This is a genomic window from Aliivibrio sp. 1S128, assembly GCF_001691065.1.
Taxonomy (GTDB): Bacteria; Pseudomonadota; Gammaproteobacteria; order Enterobacterales; family Vibrionaceae; genus Aliivibrio.
The window spans coordinates 14,167-30,996 of the sequence record NZ_MAJV01000025.1; the positions used below are offsets into that span (position 1 = coordinate 14,167).

Annotated in this window: 14 protein-coding genes; 3 read left to right on the forward strand and 11 right to left on the reverse strand. The window is 38.5% G+C overall.

Annotated elements, in window-relative coordinates; translation table 11 throughout:
* Positions 1-3,153 carry an efflux RND transporter permease subunit gene (locus tag A6E03_RS04455; RefSeq protein WP_065600250.1) on the forward strand — a complete coding sequence of 1,051 codons (3,153 nt, stop codon included), beginning with the start codon at positions 1-3 and terminating at the stop codon, positions 3,151-3,153.
* A gap of 184 nt (positions 3,154-3,337) precedes the next feature.
* The gene (locus A6E03_RS04460; protein ID WP_065593051.1) at positions 3,338-4,135 is read left to right on the forward strand and encodes a Cof-type HAD-IIB family hydrolase; all 798 of its coding nucleotides are present in this window, start codon (positions 3,338-3,340) and stop codon (positions 4,133-4,135) included.
* Between the two features lie 79 nt (positions 4,136-4,214).
* Here the strand turns inward: A6E03_RS04460 and A6E03_RS04465 are convergent, their stop codons facing one another.
* The 5 genes from A6E03_RS04465 to A6E03_RS04485 all read right to left on the reverse strand — a co-directional run bounded on the left by A6E03_RS04465 (position 4,215) and on the right by A6E03_RS04485 (position 10,606).
* Positions 4,215-5,198: a carbamate kinase gene (locus A6E03_RS04465; RefSeq protein ID WP_065600251.1), complete on the reverse strand. Its 984-nt coding sequence runs from the start codon at positions 5,196-5,198 to the stop codon at positions 4,215-4,217.
* Positions 5,199-5,622: 424 nt separating this feature from the next.
* Positions 5,623-7,167 (reverse strand): DHA2 family efflux MFS transporter permease subunit, encoded by a 1,545-nt coding sequence (locus A6E03_RS04470; RefSeq protein ID WP_065593049.1) that lies wholly within the window; start codon positions 7,165-7,167, stop codon positions 5,623-5,625.
* Between the two features lie 20 nt (positions 7,168-7,187).
* Positions 7,188-8,207 (reverse strand): HlyD family secretion protein, encoded by a 1,020-nt coding sequence (locus A6E03_RS04475; RefSeq protein WP_065600252.1) that lies wholly within the window; start codon positions 8,205-8,207, stop codon positions 7,188-7,190.
* Positions 8,208-8,735: 528 nt separating this feature from the next.
* The gene (locus tag A6E03_RS04480; protein WP_065593047.1) at positions 8,736-9,869 is read right to left on the reverse strand and encodes a GGDEF domain-containing protein; all 1,134 of its coding nucleotides are present in this window, start codon (positions 9,867-9,869) and stop codon (positions 8,736-8,738) included.
* Between the two features lie 299 nt (positions 9,870-10,168).
* On the reverse strand, positions 10,169-10,606 hold the full coding sequence (locus tag A6E03_RS04485; RefSeq protein ID WP_065593046.1) for a PACE efflux transporter: 438 nt from the start codon (positions 10,604-10,606) through the stop codon (positions 10,169-10,171).
* A gap of 147 nt (positions 10,607-10,753) precedes the next feature.
* Here A6E03_RS04485 and A6E03_RS04490 point away from each other — a divergent pair, with 147 nt between their 5' ends.
* Positions 10,754-11,641, forward strand: coding sequence for a LysR family transcriptional regulator (locus A6E03_RS04490; protein WP_065593045.1), 888 nt, complete (start codon positions 10,754-10,756; stop codon positions 11,639-11,641).
* 36 nt (positions 11,642-11,677) lie between these two features.
* Here the strand turns inward: A6E03_RS04490 and A6E03_RS04495 are convergent, their stop codons facing one another.
* The 6 genes from A6E03_RS04495 to A6E03_RS04520 form a co-directional block, all read right to left on the reverse strand.
* Positions 11,678-13,108 (reverse strand): aspartate kinase, encoded by a 1,431-nt coding sequence (locus A6E03_RS04495; protein WP_065593044.1) that lies wholly within the window; start codon positions 13,106-13,108, stop codon positions 11,678-11,680.
* 113 nt (positions 13,109-13,221) lie between these two features.
* A complete protein-coding gene (locus tag A6E03_RS04500) occupies positions 13,222-13,608 on the reverse strand; it encodes an ectoine synthase (protein WP_065593043.1) in 387 nt (128 codons plus the stop codon).
* Positions 13,609-13,622: 14 nt separating this feature from the next.
* Entirely contained in the window at positions 13,623-14,888 is a 1,266-nt protein-coding gene (ectB, locus tag A6E03_RS04505; RefSeq protein WP_065593042.1) for a diaminobutyrate--2-oxoglutarate transaminase, read from the reverse strand.
* A gap of 25 nt (positions 14,889-14,913) precedes the next feature.
* On the reverse strand, positions 14,914-15,447 hold the full coding sequence (gene ectA / locus A6E03_RS04510) for a diaminobutyrate acetyltransferase (protein WP_065600253.1): 534 nt from the start codon (positions 15,445-15,447) through the stop codon (positions 14,914-14,916).
* A gap of 252 nt (positions 15,448-15,699) precedes the next feature.
* Positions 15,700-16,125 carry a MarR family winged helix-turn-helix transcriptional regulator gene (locus A6E03_RS04515; protein ID WP_065593041.1) on the reverse strand — a complete coding sequence of 142 codons (426 nt, stop codon included), beginning with the start codon at positions 16,123-16,125 and terminating at the stop codon, positions 15,700-15,702.
* 5 nt (positions 16,126-16,130) lie between these two features.
* Positions 16,131-16,769: a cytochrome b/b6 domain-containing protein gene (locus A6E03_RS04520; RefSeq protein ID WP_065593040.1), complete on the reverse strand. Its 639-nt coding sequence runs from the start codon at positions 16,767-16,769 to the stop codon at positions 16,131-16,133.
* Between the last annotated feature and the right edge of the window lie 61 nt (positions 16,770-16,830).

Sequence of the window (16,830 nt, forward strand, 5' to 3'; positions counted from 1 at the left end):
ATGTTAAGTCGTTTTTTTATACAGCGTCCTAAATTTGCTCTGGTTATTTCTATTATTCTCACTCTTGCCGGAGCGATTGCGCTAGCCATTCTTCCTGTGGCGGAATACCCAAAAATCAGTCCACCTTCGGTAAGCGTGAATGCGTACTACACAGGGGCAAGTGCAGAGGTAGTAGAGCAAGCCATTGCCGATCCAATAGAAACCTCGGTCAATGGGGTTGAAAACATGATCTATATGTCTTCTAAAAGTGCCAATGATGGTTCATATTCCTTGAATGTCACTTTTGATGTGGGCACTGATCCTGACATGGCTCAAGTCAATGTTCAGAACCGAGTGGCGCAGATAGAATCTAAACTGCCGCAAGAAGTACGCATGGTCGGTGTCACCGTTAAGAAACGCTCGCCTGACTTGTTGATGGTGCTGAACTTTTATTCTCCTGATGGAAAGTACGATGATCAGTTCTTGGTTAACTACGTTAATTTAAATATCAAAGATCAATTAGCACGAGTTACCGGGATCAGTGAAGTTGGGGTGATTGGTGGTGGTGAATACGCAATGCGTGTTTGGCTAGATCCAGATAAAATGACTAACTTAGGGTTAACTACGTCAGATGTTCAAGCCGCATTAGCAGAACAAAACGTACAAGTTGCCGCGGGTAAAATTGGTGCTGCGCCTTATGAAAGTGCGCAAGATGTGCAATTTAACTTGGTAACAAAGGGGCGTTTAGAAACGGCTGAAGAATTTGAACATGTGGTACTTAGAGCTAATAATGATGGTTCGTCAGTTTATCTAAAAGATATTGCTCGTGTAGAGTTGGGTAAAAAATTCTACGATGGTAATGGCCAATTTAGAGGACAAGATGCGTCTATTGTAACGCTTTCTCTTCAATCGGATGCAAATGCATTAGAAAGTGGCCAAGCGGTGATGGATATGCTGGATAAACTCAGCGTAACCTTCCCTGAAGGCATGGCATATGAAACCAGTTATGACACCACTCTATTTGTTGCGGAGTCTATCAAAGGGGTAATTAAAACCCTAATTGAAGCGATTCTATTGGTTATTGCTGTAACGTATCTGTTCTTAGGCAGTGCGCGTGCCACCTTGATTCCAGTAGTTGCCATTCCAGTATCATTAATTGGTACGTTTGCTGTTATGTTAATGACGGGATTTACGATTAATACCGTAACGTTATTTGGTCTTATCTTGGCAATTGGTATCGTGGTGGATGATGCTATTTTGGTTATCGAAAACGTCGATACCATCATGAAGCGTGACCCTTCATTAAGTCCTAGAAAAGCGACGTTAATGGCAATGAAAGAAGTAACAGGACCCATTGTTACCTCTACCTTGGTTTTGCTTGCGGTGTTTATCCCTGTTGCAATGTTACCGGGGATTACTGGCATTATGTATCGACAGTTTGCATTAACTATCTGTATTGCTGTTGTTATCTCATCGATTAATGCCTTAACGCTTTCGCCTGCATTGTGTTCTTTAGTGCTAAAGCAGGGGGGCGATAATACCGCTCGTTGGTTTAAAGCGTTTAATCGTGGTCTAGATAATGTAACCAATAAATACGGTGATATTGCAGGCTTCTTTGTTCGAAAAACAATGATCTTGATGATGTTCTTTGCTGTTGCACTTGGCTCGGTAACTTACCTTGCGAAAAACACATCAACGGCATTTGTTCCTCAAGAAGATAAAGGGATCTTGCTGGTTAACGTGCAGTTACCAGATTCAGCATCACTTTCTCGTACTGAAGAAGTGTCTGCAAAATTACTAGAGATTGTAGAGCAAGAACAAGGTGTTGATGGTGTTACTGTTGCAAATGGTTACGCATTTCTAACGGGTGCTGCTGCATCAAATGGTGCGTCATTGTTTGTGAAATTAAAACCGTGGGATGCACGTAATGAGATGGAGGGAGATAACTCTTCATTCGCTATTACCAATCGCATTAATGGTCGTGCTGCAATGGAACTACCAGAAGCGGTGATCTTCGCGATGGGTGCACCCGCCGTTCCGGGTATGGGCGCAGCCTCTGGTTTTGAATTTGTTTTAGAAGATACATTGGGTCGTAACCGTACCGATTTAGCTAATGTGATGAATGACGTTATTCAAACGGCTAATCAGCAACCTGAGATCCAATATACCTTCAGTACTTTCCGTGCCAATGTTCCGCATTACTATGTGGACATTAATCGTGAAAAAGCTAAGCAACTAGGGGTTTCATTAGGTTCTATCTTCCAGACGCTGCAAGGTAACTTAGGCTCGATTTACGTTAATGATTTCACTATGTTTGGTAAGAACTTCCAAGTAACGATGCAAGCGGACAATGAGTATCGCAGCAGTATGGACGATTTGGATAAATTCCATGTTCGTGCAAGTTCTGGTCAAATGGTACCACTAAGTACACTGGTTACTTATGATACGGTATTTGAGCCTGATGTTGCATGGCGTTATAACATGTATCGTTCAGCCGTTATTCAAGGCCAACCAGCTGAAGGCTATTCAAGTGGTGATGCGATTGCAGCAATGGAGCGTGTAGCAGCAGAAGTGCTTCCTCACGGTTACCAATACGAATGGACAGGTATGGCTTACCAAGAAGTGAAAGCCGGTAACCAAGCGATTTATGCGTTTGCCTTAGCACTGATCTTTATCTATCTATTCATGGTGGCACAATACGAGAGTTGGAGTATTCCACTCGCGATCATTTTAGTGGTTCCTGTGGCGACATTAGGATCCTTTATCGCCTTGAATTTAGCCGGAATGCCATTGAATCTATACGCTCAAATTGGTTTGGTTCTCTTAATCGCTTTGGCCGCAAAAAATGCCATCTTGATTGTAGAGTTTGCGAAAAACGAGCGTGAAGAGAAAGAGACGGATTTAGATAACGCTTCAGTAAATGGCGGTCGTCTACGATTCAGAGCGGTTAACATGACATCGTGGTCATTCATCTTAGGTATTCTGCCATTGGTGTTTGCATCAGGCGCGGGTTACATCAGCCAAAACTCTCTGGGTGTGTCACTGATTGGCGGCTTACTGTGTGTGTTATTGGTTGGTACGTTACTTATCCCGGGTTTCTATGCCATGGTACAACGCCGTCGTGAAAGATTGCATGGTGGCAGTACCAAGCTTGTTCCAATCGATGATGAGTAACTTTACAGTAAATTAATGAATTAAGTTATTAACCCAAAAGGAGCCTTCGTGGCTCCTTTTTCTTTTTGAGCTTCTTGAAATTAAGATCTCATTTTGAACTAGAGTCATTCGGAGCGAGGAAAGCTAAGGTATATACTCAACTCTTATCGATTCACGCCTTCAATTTTTCTCAGAGTACTGATCAATGCAAAAACACAATGTAAAATTTATTGCTGCCGATATGGATGGCACGTTACTTAATGAACAGAGCCAATTAGACCCAAGTTTCTTCGATTTGTATAAACAACTAGAAGACAAAGGCATCATGTTTGCAGCGGCGTCTGGACGTCAATACTACAGCTTATTAGAAACCTTTGAGCCAGTGAAAGATCGCATGATGTTCATTGCGGAGAATGGCACGTTAGTGATGCATCAAGGTAAAGAGCTATACAGTTGCTCGATGGACACGCCGTCGATAATTAACATCATTCAAACAGCACGTTCAATCAAAGGTACGCAGATTGTACTTTGCGGAAAAAATTCAGCCTACATCGAAACTCAAGACCCAAAAGCGCTGGCTGAGTTTTCAAAATACTATCAACGTTGCCAATATGTAGACGATCTTCTTGCGGTTGATGATGAGTTTATTAAAGTGGCGATTTGTCATTTTGATGGCACAGAAGAACATGTTTATCCAACCATTAACGCTAAATTTGGAGAGACGCACCAAGTGGTGGTTAGTGCTAAAATTTGGTTAGATATAATGAATGCAGAAGCCTCAAAAGGTGCCGCTATTAAACATTTACAAAATACACTTGGTTTTAGTTTTGAAGAGACGATGAGCTTTGGTGATTACCTAAATGATTTAGAAATGCTGCAAGAGAGCTACTACTCTTATGCGATGGAAAATGCGCATCAGCAAGTAAAAGAGACAGCCCGCTTTATGGCGCCAAGTAACAAAGAGGCTGGCGTGTTTACGGTGATTAAAGAAACCGTGTTGTAAATGATTTATAACTATACTTACTTGATATTAAAGCCCTAATAATATGTTAGGGCTTTTTTAGTTTGAATTGAGCCCCCCGCTAAGCTGAGATCAACTCACCATCATTTTGATTATGAGAAAGTGCATCATCATAAAATTTTTCTTTGACGATTTTAGTCCCCGCACTTCCATTAAGAGCCTCTAGTGCTAAATGCAAATCGGTAATGATACCAATAGATATATCTACGCTTTCTACGTAATTTATCATGGCATCAATTTTAGGCTGCATAGACCCTTTATCAAAAGGATAGCCTTTTAGTTCTTCAGTTGTCGCTATGTCTAATTTAACTTGGTTTGGTTTTCCGTAATGAAAAAAGACACCATCGCCATCAGTTAAAATTAAGAAGTAGTCAGCAGATATTTGCTGAGAGAGCAATGAGGCCGTTGAATCTTTATCAATCACACAATCAATATTTGTCGTAATACCATGCTGATCTGTACAAACAGGGATACCGCCACCGCCACAACAAATAACAATGTGATCATGTTGCAAAGCTAATGAGATTAACTCACTTTCACGGATATTTTTAGGGGAAGGAGAGGCAACAACACGTCTAAAATAATCACCGTCTTGGCGGATAGACCAATCAAACTCTTCGGCAAGTGCTTTTGCTTCTGATTCTGAATAGACTTGGCCAATGTATTTCATTGGGTCATTAAAGGCGGGATCTGCTTTATCTACGTCAACATGAGTAAGAATGGTTGTTACGTTACAATCAACGAGATTACGCAATTCTTGTGCAATCATAGTGGCTATCATCCCTTGGGATTCGGCAACTAAACAACTTAAAGGGTAAGATGGTACTGCATCAAAAGCATCGTTTTGTTGGCTTAATAAACCAACTTGTGGGCCATTGCCATGAACAATAGCAATACGGTAATCTTTACTTAGTTTAGCAATCGATTTTGCTGCAACCTTCACGTTTTCAAGTTGGTTTTCATAAGAAAGGACCTGACCGCGACGTAATAAAGCATTACCACCTAAGGCAATAACAATGGTAGGTTTTATTGTTGTAAGACTCATTTTTCTTCTCTCAATGCCGCATCATTGCTGTTATCACCAAATCTCACTTCTTGTTGAGTAAGTTTGGCCAGCGTCTATTTATCACAAATCTACTGTGTTCAGCATCACCTTGCTCTTAAGCAAAGATATAGCGAAGACACCGACTGGACATTGAGCGGGGATTCTATACTGGAAATATTTGTGACGCATTATATTTATCACATCAGTAATAAATATATGTAACCAGTTGTTTCATGGTTTAATCTCTCATACTTAGCTTGTAGGTGATATATTTAACTGGTAAGAGGATTCATGTAGATGAATATTCTTTTTATTGTTACTGATACATTATCGCTAATATAGATACATTCGAGTAAGGAAGTTATGCTAATTATAAGTATAAAAGAACGCCGTAAGTGAGTGGTCACTTACGGTGTTTGGCTTGTTAATTATAATGATTGTTTGTGATGTGTCGTTTTTTCTTAAATAAAGCAATGAAAGGAATAAGCAATAAATACGAGACTAATATAAACCCAAAGGTAGATACGAACGCCATCATTGTCGATTGTTGATGCAGTAACGCTTGTATTTGGACCAAGAACGAAGGATCAGTAATTTGATGTCCTTGAGAATGAGCCGCTTGTTGTAGTATTGGATTGCTTAATGTGAGGTCGCCACCGAGTGAATTCCATTCTTTTTGTTCCATTCGGCTGAAGTAAGTATTCACTATCGAAATACCAAATGACCCGCCAATAGTTCGGAACAAGTTAAATACAACTGCGCCACTCACTGCATCTTGTTTCGATAACGTAGAGTAAGCCAGTTGACTTAATGGTGAAAATACCAACCCCATGCCCGCGCCTTGGATTATACTAGGGAGCAAAATCCAAAACATATCGATATTTAATGAATATTTCATCATTAAATACGTGCCGTACGCGTTGAGCAGTAAACCCACAACAATCAACATTTTTGTATTTAGTTTATCCATGTATCCCGCAAGCATGATTAATACAATTGCGGAGGTTAGTCCTCTGGGAGCCATTGCAATACCTGTCGTATCAACAGGGTAATTTAGCAATTGCTCTAACATCATGGGTTGTAACTGGGTAATACCAAACATGCCCATTGCAAACCCTGCCATTACTAAGCAAGATACGGCTAAATTTCGATCTTTTAGTAGCCATATAGGAGCAATATCCCCTTTAATTTTGAATGAACGTCGAACAAAATAAGCAATAGCGATAGCACTAATAATAGATGAAAAAAGAATCAAATTAGAACTAAACCAGCCTTTTTCATTCCCCTGATCAAGTACCATTTGCAATAAACCAATCCCTAATGCCATGCCTATTACAATAGGCCAATCAATTTTAGTCTGACCTTTATTTTCAATTTTCACATAGAAGAAAATTAAAGATAAACAAATAAGCCCAACAGGAAGGTTGACATAAAAGATCCATCGCCAATCCATATTCTGAGTAATTATCCCACCCAATGTTGGGCCAAGAATGGGGCCGAGTAATATCCCAACACTAAACAACGCCATCGCTTTACCACGTTGTTCTGGTGGATAAATTTGAATCATGATTGATTGTGATAATGGAATAACAGAGGCGCCAAATGCCCCCTGCATGATCCGAAAAGTGACCATTTCAGCCAATGAATCAGCCTGACCACATAACGCAGAGGTGATAATAAAACCAGACACAGAAACTAATAGTAGTTTCCTGACGCCTATTTTAAGAGCTAAAAAGCTAGCAAGAGGAATAAAGATAGCCTCAGCCATTGAGTAGGAAGTTAGTACCCATGTGACTTGCTCTGAAGTGACTCCTAATGCGCCCATCATGTGTGGAAGGGCAACATTAGCAATGGTCATATCAAGCAATACCATGATGGCTGAAAGCATAATCGCGAGGGTGACTAACGTTCGTTTAGAATCGCCTTTATCCTTCAAGCTTTGTTCTGCCGATGTAATGACATTGGTCATGATGGTTTCCTTTTTGCCGGTTATTTCGCGAGAGCCGCTAATGTATCAACCGTTACTGATGCGCTAGCACCTACACGTAAAGGAAACGTCAGTTTGTTTTGATCGCTATCTAACTTAATGCGAACCGGGAAGCGTTGCGGTACTTTCACCCAGTTGCCCGTTGCGTTTTCTGGAGGAAGTAATGAAAATGAAGCGCCACTGGCTGGAGAAATTGCTTCGATAGTGCCGACGTATTTAACATTAGGATAAAGATCTAAGGTGATAGTGGCCTTCATGCCTTTTGTTATACGGCCTACATGAGTCTCTTTAAAGTTGGCTTGTACCCAATACGAATGAGCTTCTACAAGAGGAGTTAATGCTTGTCCGGGTACAACAACACTACCTGGATGAACTTCAACTTTGCCTAACGTTCCATCATGGTCAGCAAAGATATTCGTATATGAAAGCGATAAACTCGCTTGGCTTAATGCTGCTGCCGCTTTTTTCACTTCAGGAGAGGCCTCACCTTTTGCTCCTTGAGATTTGATTAGCTGAGACATATGGGCTCTTGTTGCGGTGACATTGTTTTCTGCGGATGATAATTTCTGACGAGCATCATCTAAGGTTTGCTCTGGAAGTAAATTTTTCGCTGCTAATTTCTTGATTCTTTTATACGAAACCTGAGCATCACTCAGTGTCGCCATCGCACTTTTTACATCTGCACTGGCCGCTAATATTGCATCGTCTGTGGCTGCGTTGTTTGATGTTGCGATTTCATAAGCGGCTTTTGCTTCATCAAGTTTTGCTTGATATGGAGCAGGGTCAATTTGTACTAATAAATCCCCTTTACTTACCGTGGCATAGTCTGTTGCATCTGTCGTAATGACTTTGCCACTGACTTGCGGTGCAATATATACAATATTAGCGTGAACATAAGCATCATCAGTGTTTGGAAATTGTTCTTGATGCTTAACGTAAAAATAACCAGCAGTAATAAGCCCTGCGGTGGCGCACCCAGCAACAAGTAAGTTTCGAGCGAAATGAGTGTTTTTATTGTTCATTTTTTATCCTAGATTTGACGTATTATTTACTTAATAAGTTGCGGTGTATTTATAATGAAAATAACCAAGCCATTAATTTAAAATTAATAAATTATTACTGTATAAATTAAGCTTTATTTATTAGCTATTATTTTAATAAATGCGTTGTAACTCTTCGGTTATATTTATCTTAAATAAGAATGAATATAATTAACCATAATTCAGATAATAAATATCCCCCATTGTTAAATGGAAAATAATAAAACCTTAAGTTACTATTTATTTTTATATCAGCCTTAGGCCGAGTTTAGGTGAGTACCAGAGAGGTCGTCGTTACGTGGTTAAGCGGGAAGTAAGGATTAAATTTATTATTTTTCATGGCTATACTATCTATGTTTCTAGGTTATGTTCCAGATTCTTGCTTCAGAATGTGCCTCATTTTGTAAAATGTCTAGCTTTAAATATAAATAATATTTTAAAGGATTAGATAGTAAATAAAATCATTGTTCGATATAAATTTAGGCAAACGTTTACATTGGCAGTTATAGATTAGGTTTGTACTAGACAGTCTCGTCCATTGGCTTTAGCTGTATATAAGGCATTATCAACACGTTTCATAAGACCATTCCAATCATCATTCACTGTCATTTTTGCTAAACCGAAGCTAACACTATAAGTGATAGAATTTATCGATTGTGTGGAAACCGCTTGTTGTATTCTATTGGTTATTTTCATAGAAGTATTTTGGGGAGGGTCCTGTGAGATTATTAGGAATTCATCACCACCATAACGCACACATATTTCGTTATTTCTACATTGCTCTCGAATGATTTTTGCAAAATTCTCAATAACTAAATCGCCACAATCATGCCCGTAGGTATCATTAATTAATTTAAACTTATCGATGTCTGCCAATATGATAGAAAGAGATGCATTTTTATTCATTGGTAAGAGCGTAGTTAAAAATTCTTTTAATCCTTTTCTGTTATAAAGTTTTGTGAGTTCATCAGTAATAGACGTTTTATGAATTTTGGATATCAGGCGTTCAGTAAGTATCCAAAAGACAGTAAAGCTAATTGCTATGATTGTGATTATCACTAATATATAAGCAATTTTATGAACTTCTGAAATACTGAGATAGTGAATAATTGGCCTTTCAGTATAAACCCATATTAAGCGTAGCGTCATTGCGATTATATTTATACTGAATATTAGGTTTAGTAGCAGTAAGGGCGCTTGATTATCTTTAATTTGTCCATTTTTATTAATATAGATCCCAATGCATCCCATAATTAGTATAAAGATACTTCTGATTTCTATTCTCGCGTTTATGGATGGTGTAATGTATGTGAAGTAAGCAAAGGAAAGTATCGTTATTATTGAAATAACAGAGCAGGATAAAAGGGGGCTTTTTTTTGGTATCCTAATAAAGGAAATGCCTAAAGTTAATAGGGATACAGCGATTACATATAAGCTATTTGATAAGAATACGATGTTACAGGAAGTTTGGGTGTAGCCTAAACTGATTGGTAAAATGCTTAAGGTAAGTAAAAAAAATGCAAAAGAGATATAGTTTACACCCTTTATTTTCTCATTAAACATATACTTATACCCTAAAAACAAGCTGAGACTCAGCACTGCTGATAAGAAAACACTAACAATAGAAAGAGTGCTAATATCCATATAAACACCTTGTACGAGAAAGTACGTAGTATCATAAAGTCTCATTTTTATGACAGTAATATTGTGATTTACGTCTTAAATTTTCAAATGTAAGGGTAAATATGTAACTTACCAGTTGCCATTATGTTTTATTGTTGTGTTTTATTTGGTTTTTTAATTTCATTTATATATATAACTTATTGATTTTTATATCAATAAAGTGAGTTAAATCCCATTTTACTCACTTAAATTGAAGATGATTGCTCTTGTTAGATATAAGGCATGGAATATGTTTTTAGCCGAGAGCCAATAAATGTAGCTTATACAGTTAACGAGTTTTCTCTCGTCATTCTTCTCATCAATACTGCTCTTACATTGTCATATACCCAGTTAAAGGTGAATGCGTAAATGGTGATGAAAATAGTTACGCCGATATCCATTACAAAAGCCTCCCAGATACTTACATTTAATAAGTAAGCCATTACGGGAACAGTCACGAACAATAACCCTAATTCAAATAATACAACGTGGAAGATACGCAAAGAAAGAGTGCGTTGTGTTTTCTCGCCTGTGAAGAATTGATCGAAAATCCAGTTATAAATAAAATTCCAAATCATCGCGATAGTGGCAATAACTATCATCGTTCCTGATAGAGAAGTAACATCGTGATTAGTAAAAATAGCTAACCCAAGAATAGACAGTGATACAGCTAATACTTCAAATAATACAGCGTGGAAAATACGTTCAGTTGTTTTCATAGCGATAACTCTTAATGTTTATTGATACATTTAAAAATAATGAATCAGCGATTATAAAGAGCGGTTAAAAGAGATAAAGTTAACACCTATCACGAATCGTGATAGTTTAGGTTTTATATCTTTCTTTTTATTCATTGAGCCAAATGCATGTACAGTTTTGAGCAATTAAAAATTTTTGTCACCGTGTGTGAGTGTGGATCGTTCTCGGCAGCTGCTCGTCAATTAAAACGTGCACAATCAGGTGTGAGTCAGTCTATTGCAAACTTAGAGATCTCAATCAACCAAGAGCTGTTTAATCGAAAGAAGAATACGCCAGTGCTGACAGAGAAAGGCAAGGCGTTATTACCGATTGCTCAATCTATTTTGCATCAACAGAAATATTTTGATCAGAAAGTGGAATCATTAGAAAGAGATCATGAATATGAACTTATCATTGCAGTAGATGAGAGTTTATTAACTGATAGCCTACTTCAAATATTGGCCGGTTTAGCAAATAAATTTCCAGTAACCGATTTTGAAATAATTACGACATCTACTTTTGATGTAGAAGAACTAGTTAAAAAAGGTAAAGCACAAGTGGGTATTGTGTATGCCGATGGTGAGCTTAAAGTAGATATGGATTTCTTTACGTTAGGTCATGTACGTTTTCTTACGGTAGTCTCACCAGAACATGAATTAACAAAATTATCAGTAGTGAGTGATACTGCATTAAAGGGGCAGCGACAGTTAGTGCATCGAAGTTCAAAGCGTAAAGAATTGTGGTTCAGTTATGGAATAAGTTCAAAGTTATGGTATGGAAACAGCCACCAAACCTTGATAGAACTTGCGTGTAAAGGGCTAGGTTGGACAGTGGTGCCAGAACATACGGTTATGCATTTATTAGAACAAAAGAAGTTAGTCGCGTTGCCCGTTGCGCATGAGTTTGATGGGTGGCTAACCCCTATGGGATGCTTAGTTTCTCGTAGCCACGGTTTTGGTCCAGTATTAGAGGAGGTGCTAGTATCATTGAAAAAATTAAATAAAACAGCCCTTTAAAATAGGACTGTTTATCTTAAATTGAATAAAATTGCGTTAAGCAACCTGACTCGTTTTTAGCGTTGTGGTGGCGGTAACATCTTCACAGAACTCGTGATGAAGTGCTTGTATTGATTTTTTATAATCCTTATCACTTACTACAAATTGCACGTTTACGTTACGCATAGAAGCGTGTAGGGCAACGGGAGTTACGTCATTATTCATTAATGATAAAACGCCTTTTGCCAGTGCTTTGTTAGTATCAATTTGAGATCCAATGACTGAAATTAATGCCACCATTCGTCCCTTAATTGACGCTTTTGGATAACGTTTTTCTGCTTTATATAACAGTTTATTAAGACTTTCAGTGCTTCCACCAAGATAATAGGTAATTGAATTTGCATTCATTTCTTTACCAATTAAATTAACGCGGGCATCAGAGATGATTTCCATTAACTCATAACCTACGTTATCGACTTGGCCAACCATCGCTTGGTCAAAGAGGTGCAAAGCGAACACTTTTTCTTTGCCTGCAATGATCTCCACTTTGTTTGTTTCTGGGTGATATTCCGATGAAATCAAAGTGCCTTTATGTTCTGGCTCAAAGGTGTTTTTAATTTGTATCTCAATGTCGCTTTCACGAAGCCCTGCAGCGGCATTCGGATGGATGGCTTCCATACCTAAATTAGCTAATTGATCGGCTACGTCATAGTTGGTACGTCCGATAGGAAATACTTTATCAGTGCCTACAACACGGGGATCAGCAGAACTCAAGTGATATTCTTTATGGATAATAGCCAAATCTGCGTTAGTTAGAGAAGCAATACGACTGAACGTCATTTCACTGTAACCGCGATCGTATGTACCCATTAAGCCTTCTTTGCAATAAGCGTAACCGGTAACGATTGGAAGTTCTGTCGTAACATCAATGTCTTTAAATACATCAATGATGGTTTCATCTAATGTTCTTGGAATTTGATTATCCCAGCCTGATAGGTCAACAAATTTGGCATTGATACCCATTGTTTTTAGTTTTAGTGCCGTATTATAAGCGCTGTGAGCCTCACCAATTGAAGAGAGAAACTCTCTTACCTGAGGTAAATAACGACGTAATGAAAACTGCCCATACTGACAAGTCTCAAGAATATTTGTAATGCAATTTTTTGCTTCTTTAATACGAGAGCAAATGAATTTATCTGCTCTGATGCGGTTGAGTGGATCAATGAAAATATGCTCATTAGTTAGTAGCATACGTTTCTCTACATAAGCTAATGCTTCTTCCCAGCTGTCATCTCGCTTAGCGATCAGTTGATAAACACCCGGTTTACTTGTTTTTTTACATTCAAGGAGGGAGTCAGTGATCCCACCATAAGCAGAAACAACAAAAACACGGTTATATGGATTTTGTGGACGAAGAAATATATTGTCTAGTACTGCATCAAATGCAGTCATAGAAGTACCGCCGATTTTTTCTACGGTATAAGTCATGGGTAAGTCCTTTTTGACTTTTAAAAGAAGAGACTAACCTGAATAAGTGCTTATCCAGGTAGGTAATATGCATAATCGATGAAGAGTAATACATAGAGAATGACCTCTATATATTAATCAAGAATAGGATAAACCCCATTTTCATCGTGTACTTCAGCACCTGTAATTGGTGGGTTGAAAACACACGCCATCACCATTTCTTTATTTTTGTAAGCTCGTAAATAGTGTTCATCGTGCTTATCAAGAATGTATAGTGTCCCTGGTTTTATTGGGTAAGTTTCGCCGCCAATGACTTCAATTTCGCCTTCGCCACTCATGCAATATACTGACTCTAAGTGATTCTTATAATGAATATGTGTTTCAGTATTTTCGTAAATTGTCGTAATGTGAAACGAGAAGCCCATGTTGTCATCTTTCAACAACATTCTTACGCTTTCCCATGTTTCTGATGCTACGCGTCGTTCGCTGTCACGACATTTGTCTAATGTTCTAACAATCATTTTTTCGTCCCTGATTAAGATGCTTTTTTGAAGTGTTTTTCTGCAATATTGTCAATTGCGTTTTCAAAGATGGTTAATCCTTTGTCTAATTCTGCGTCTGTAATCGTTAGTGGACAAAAGAATTTAACAACTTCATCAGATGGACCTGCGGTTTCAATGATCATGCCGTTTTTAAAGCAATCTTTAGCAATGTCACTTGAGATAATGCCGTTTTTACATTCAATACCAATCATCATCCCGCGGCCTTTTTGCTGAACAAACAGCTTAGGGTAACGTTTTACGGCACGAAGAATGACATCACTGACCTTCTGAGAGATCTGTTTAATATGCTCTTCAAAATTTGAATTTGACCAGTAGATCTCTAGTGCTTTAGCTGCGGTGATGAAGGCATGATTATTACCACGGAAAGTACCGTTATGCTCACCCGGTTTCCATTCGTCTAATTCAGGTTTCAGTAGTACAACCGCCATTGGTAAACCATAACCACCGATTGATTTTGATAACGTGATCATATCTGGTTTAATTCCTGATGGTTCAAAGCTAAAGAAAGTACCTGTACGACCACAACCAGCTTGAATATCATCAACAATCATTAGAATATCGTTGGCTTTACAAATCTTGCTTAAACGTTGTAGCCATTGATTTGAGGCAACGTTTAACCCTCCTTCACCTTGTACGGTTTCTAACAGTACAGCTGCGGGTTTGTCTAAGCCACTTGAGTTATCAGATAGCATAGTTTCAAACAGGTTAAGCCCATCAATGCCTGCATAACCTTCAAAAGGAATACGAGTGACGTTGTTTAAACTAAAGCCAGCACCTTGACGATGGTGTTGATTCCCTGTTGCAGCTAATGCACCAGCAGTACAACCGTGGAAACCATTAGTGAAGGCAACAATGTTAGTTCGATTGGTGACTTTACGTGCCAGTTTTAAAGCGGCCTCAACGGCATTGGTTCCGGTAGGACCGGTAAACTGAACCTTATAATCTAGATCTCTAGGTTCAAGAATATAGTTATTCAATGCATTCAAGAAAGTGGCTTTTGCACTTGAGTGCATATCTAAGCCGTGAGTAATACCATCTGTTTCGATGTATTCAAGTAAAGCTTGCTTTAAGACTGGGTTGTTGTGACCGTAGTTGAGTGATCCGGCTCCAGCAAGGAAGTCTAAGTAACGTTCGCCGCTTTCGGTTTCTAGCCAACATCCTTTTGCTTTTTGAAAGATAACTGGAAAACTGTTTGAGTATGAACGTACTTGTGATTCTTGCTTCTTGAAAATATTCATGATGAGTCCGTTTATGATTCCTATTTTATTTTAGAGCGATACGATACAAATATTCAGTATCGTGCTTGCCTTTGAAATGCGCTTCTTTGTCTAGAAACGTAGTCACTTCGCCTCGGTCACCATGCTCGGCATCCAGCTTTTTAAATAGTGACCAAGAAGCGTCGTTGGCTTTGGTGATCGTCGTTTCTAAGAATTCGGTGTGCTTGAGGTTTTTTCGCTGTAAAATCTCATTTAGCATGGAGTAAGCTAAACCTTTACCTCGGTAGCGAGGAGAGACCGCGACTTGCCAGATGAATAATGTCTTTGGATCATCAGGCTTATGGTAACCAGAGATAAAACCAGCAAGGTTGCCGTCTTTCTCTGCTAAAACGCAGGTCTTACTGAAATGTGTAGATTGAAGGAAATTACAGTATGAAGAGTTGATATCAAGAGGGGGACACTCGGTGATCAATGCATAAACATCGTCACCGTCTGTCCTTGATGGTTCTCTAAATGTCCATTTTTTGCTGGGTTCAATATCCATGCTTGAACACAAGATTCTGGGCGCTGCAATAGTCATATGTAAATACATATCCTTTGTACTCTAATTAAATTCCTTTTTATTATTGGCATTTTTAGAGGCGCAAAGGCAAGGTAATCACAAAAAAAGCGTGTTTTTTAGCTATTTAATGCGACATTGATCTCGTTTTTATGTTTTTGTTTAATTAGAGTTCTATGTATTTCGTTGTGTGAAATAGATCAGTGCCATGTTTTTTTTATAAAAAAATAGCCCATTCTAGTGGGCTATTTATCGTGTTTTATTAGAGATGATTTATACAGCAGCGACCATTTTCTGCAGTAATCGAATCATCTCTTTTTGCTCCTTTAGATCAAGAGAGCTAAGTACTTCTTTATTCACCTTCACAGGGATCGGCAAAAGTGTTTCTTTTAATGCTCGGCCTTCATCTGTGAGGTAAATACGAAATGAACGACGGCTGTTGGGATCTACTTGTCGCTCAACAAGGCCAAGTTTTTCTAATTTATCTAATGTTCGTGTTGTTGTGGAGTTTTCCACTTTTGATTTTTCAGCAATATCACGTTGAGTTACTCCTTCTTCTTCCCATAAACACATCATGGTTGGCCAAAGAGCAACAGTTAAACCGTGCTGTTTTAATTCTGCTTCGAAATTCTTTGAGGCTTGGTTGGCAATAACGTTAATCATCCATCCAAAGCTGCTTTGACGATCAAATTCTTCCATTGTGTTTAAACTCCTGCGCTTACAACTATTGCAATGGTAACTAATCCGGTGGCAATAAGCACCAATAATGCACGTCTATTTGATACAAACATCAGGTTCGACGAGGATTGATTTTCTGTCAGTTTCTTCTGTACGCCAGAGATCATTGCCCAAACAAGTGGTTTTGAGCGTAGTTTATAAAAGAGAATAGCAATTAAGTGCAAGATGACTAATGCCGGTAGTAAACGTGCACATATTCCATGCAGGGTAACGAAAACATCAAAGACATCATCATTTAAGAGGATATCAGCGTAAGGGATGTGATCGAATAACCCCGCTAACGATATGCCGGTAATACATTGAATAAGTAAGGTACAAATTAATCCGATAACCATCCAAGATCCTGCTGGATTATGGCCTATTTTTGATGGTTCTTTTCCTAATAAATAACGAATGGTACGTTTTGGGGAAGCAATAAATTTTTTAAAACGACTCGTATCACTGCCGATAAATCCCCATACAATTCGCCACATAATAAGAGTAAATAGCGCTAAACCTAAATAGATATGTGGCCCTTCACCTTTAAAGCCACTTGCGGCTAATCCGATAAAAAGCAGTGCTTGAAGCCAATGATATATGCGTGTTGGTAAATCCCAAATCTTCATTTTCTTGTTCCTAATTGATGGATGTTTTAACTAACGGTGGATAATTTACACAACAACAGTT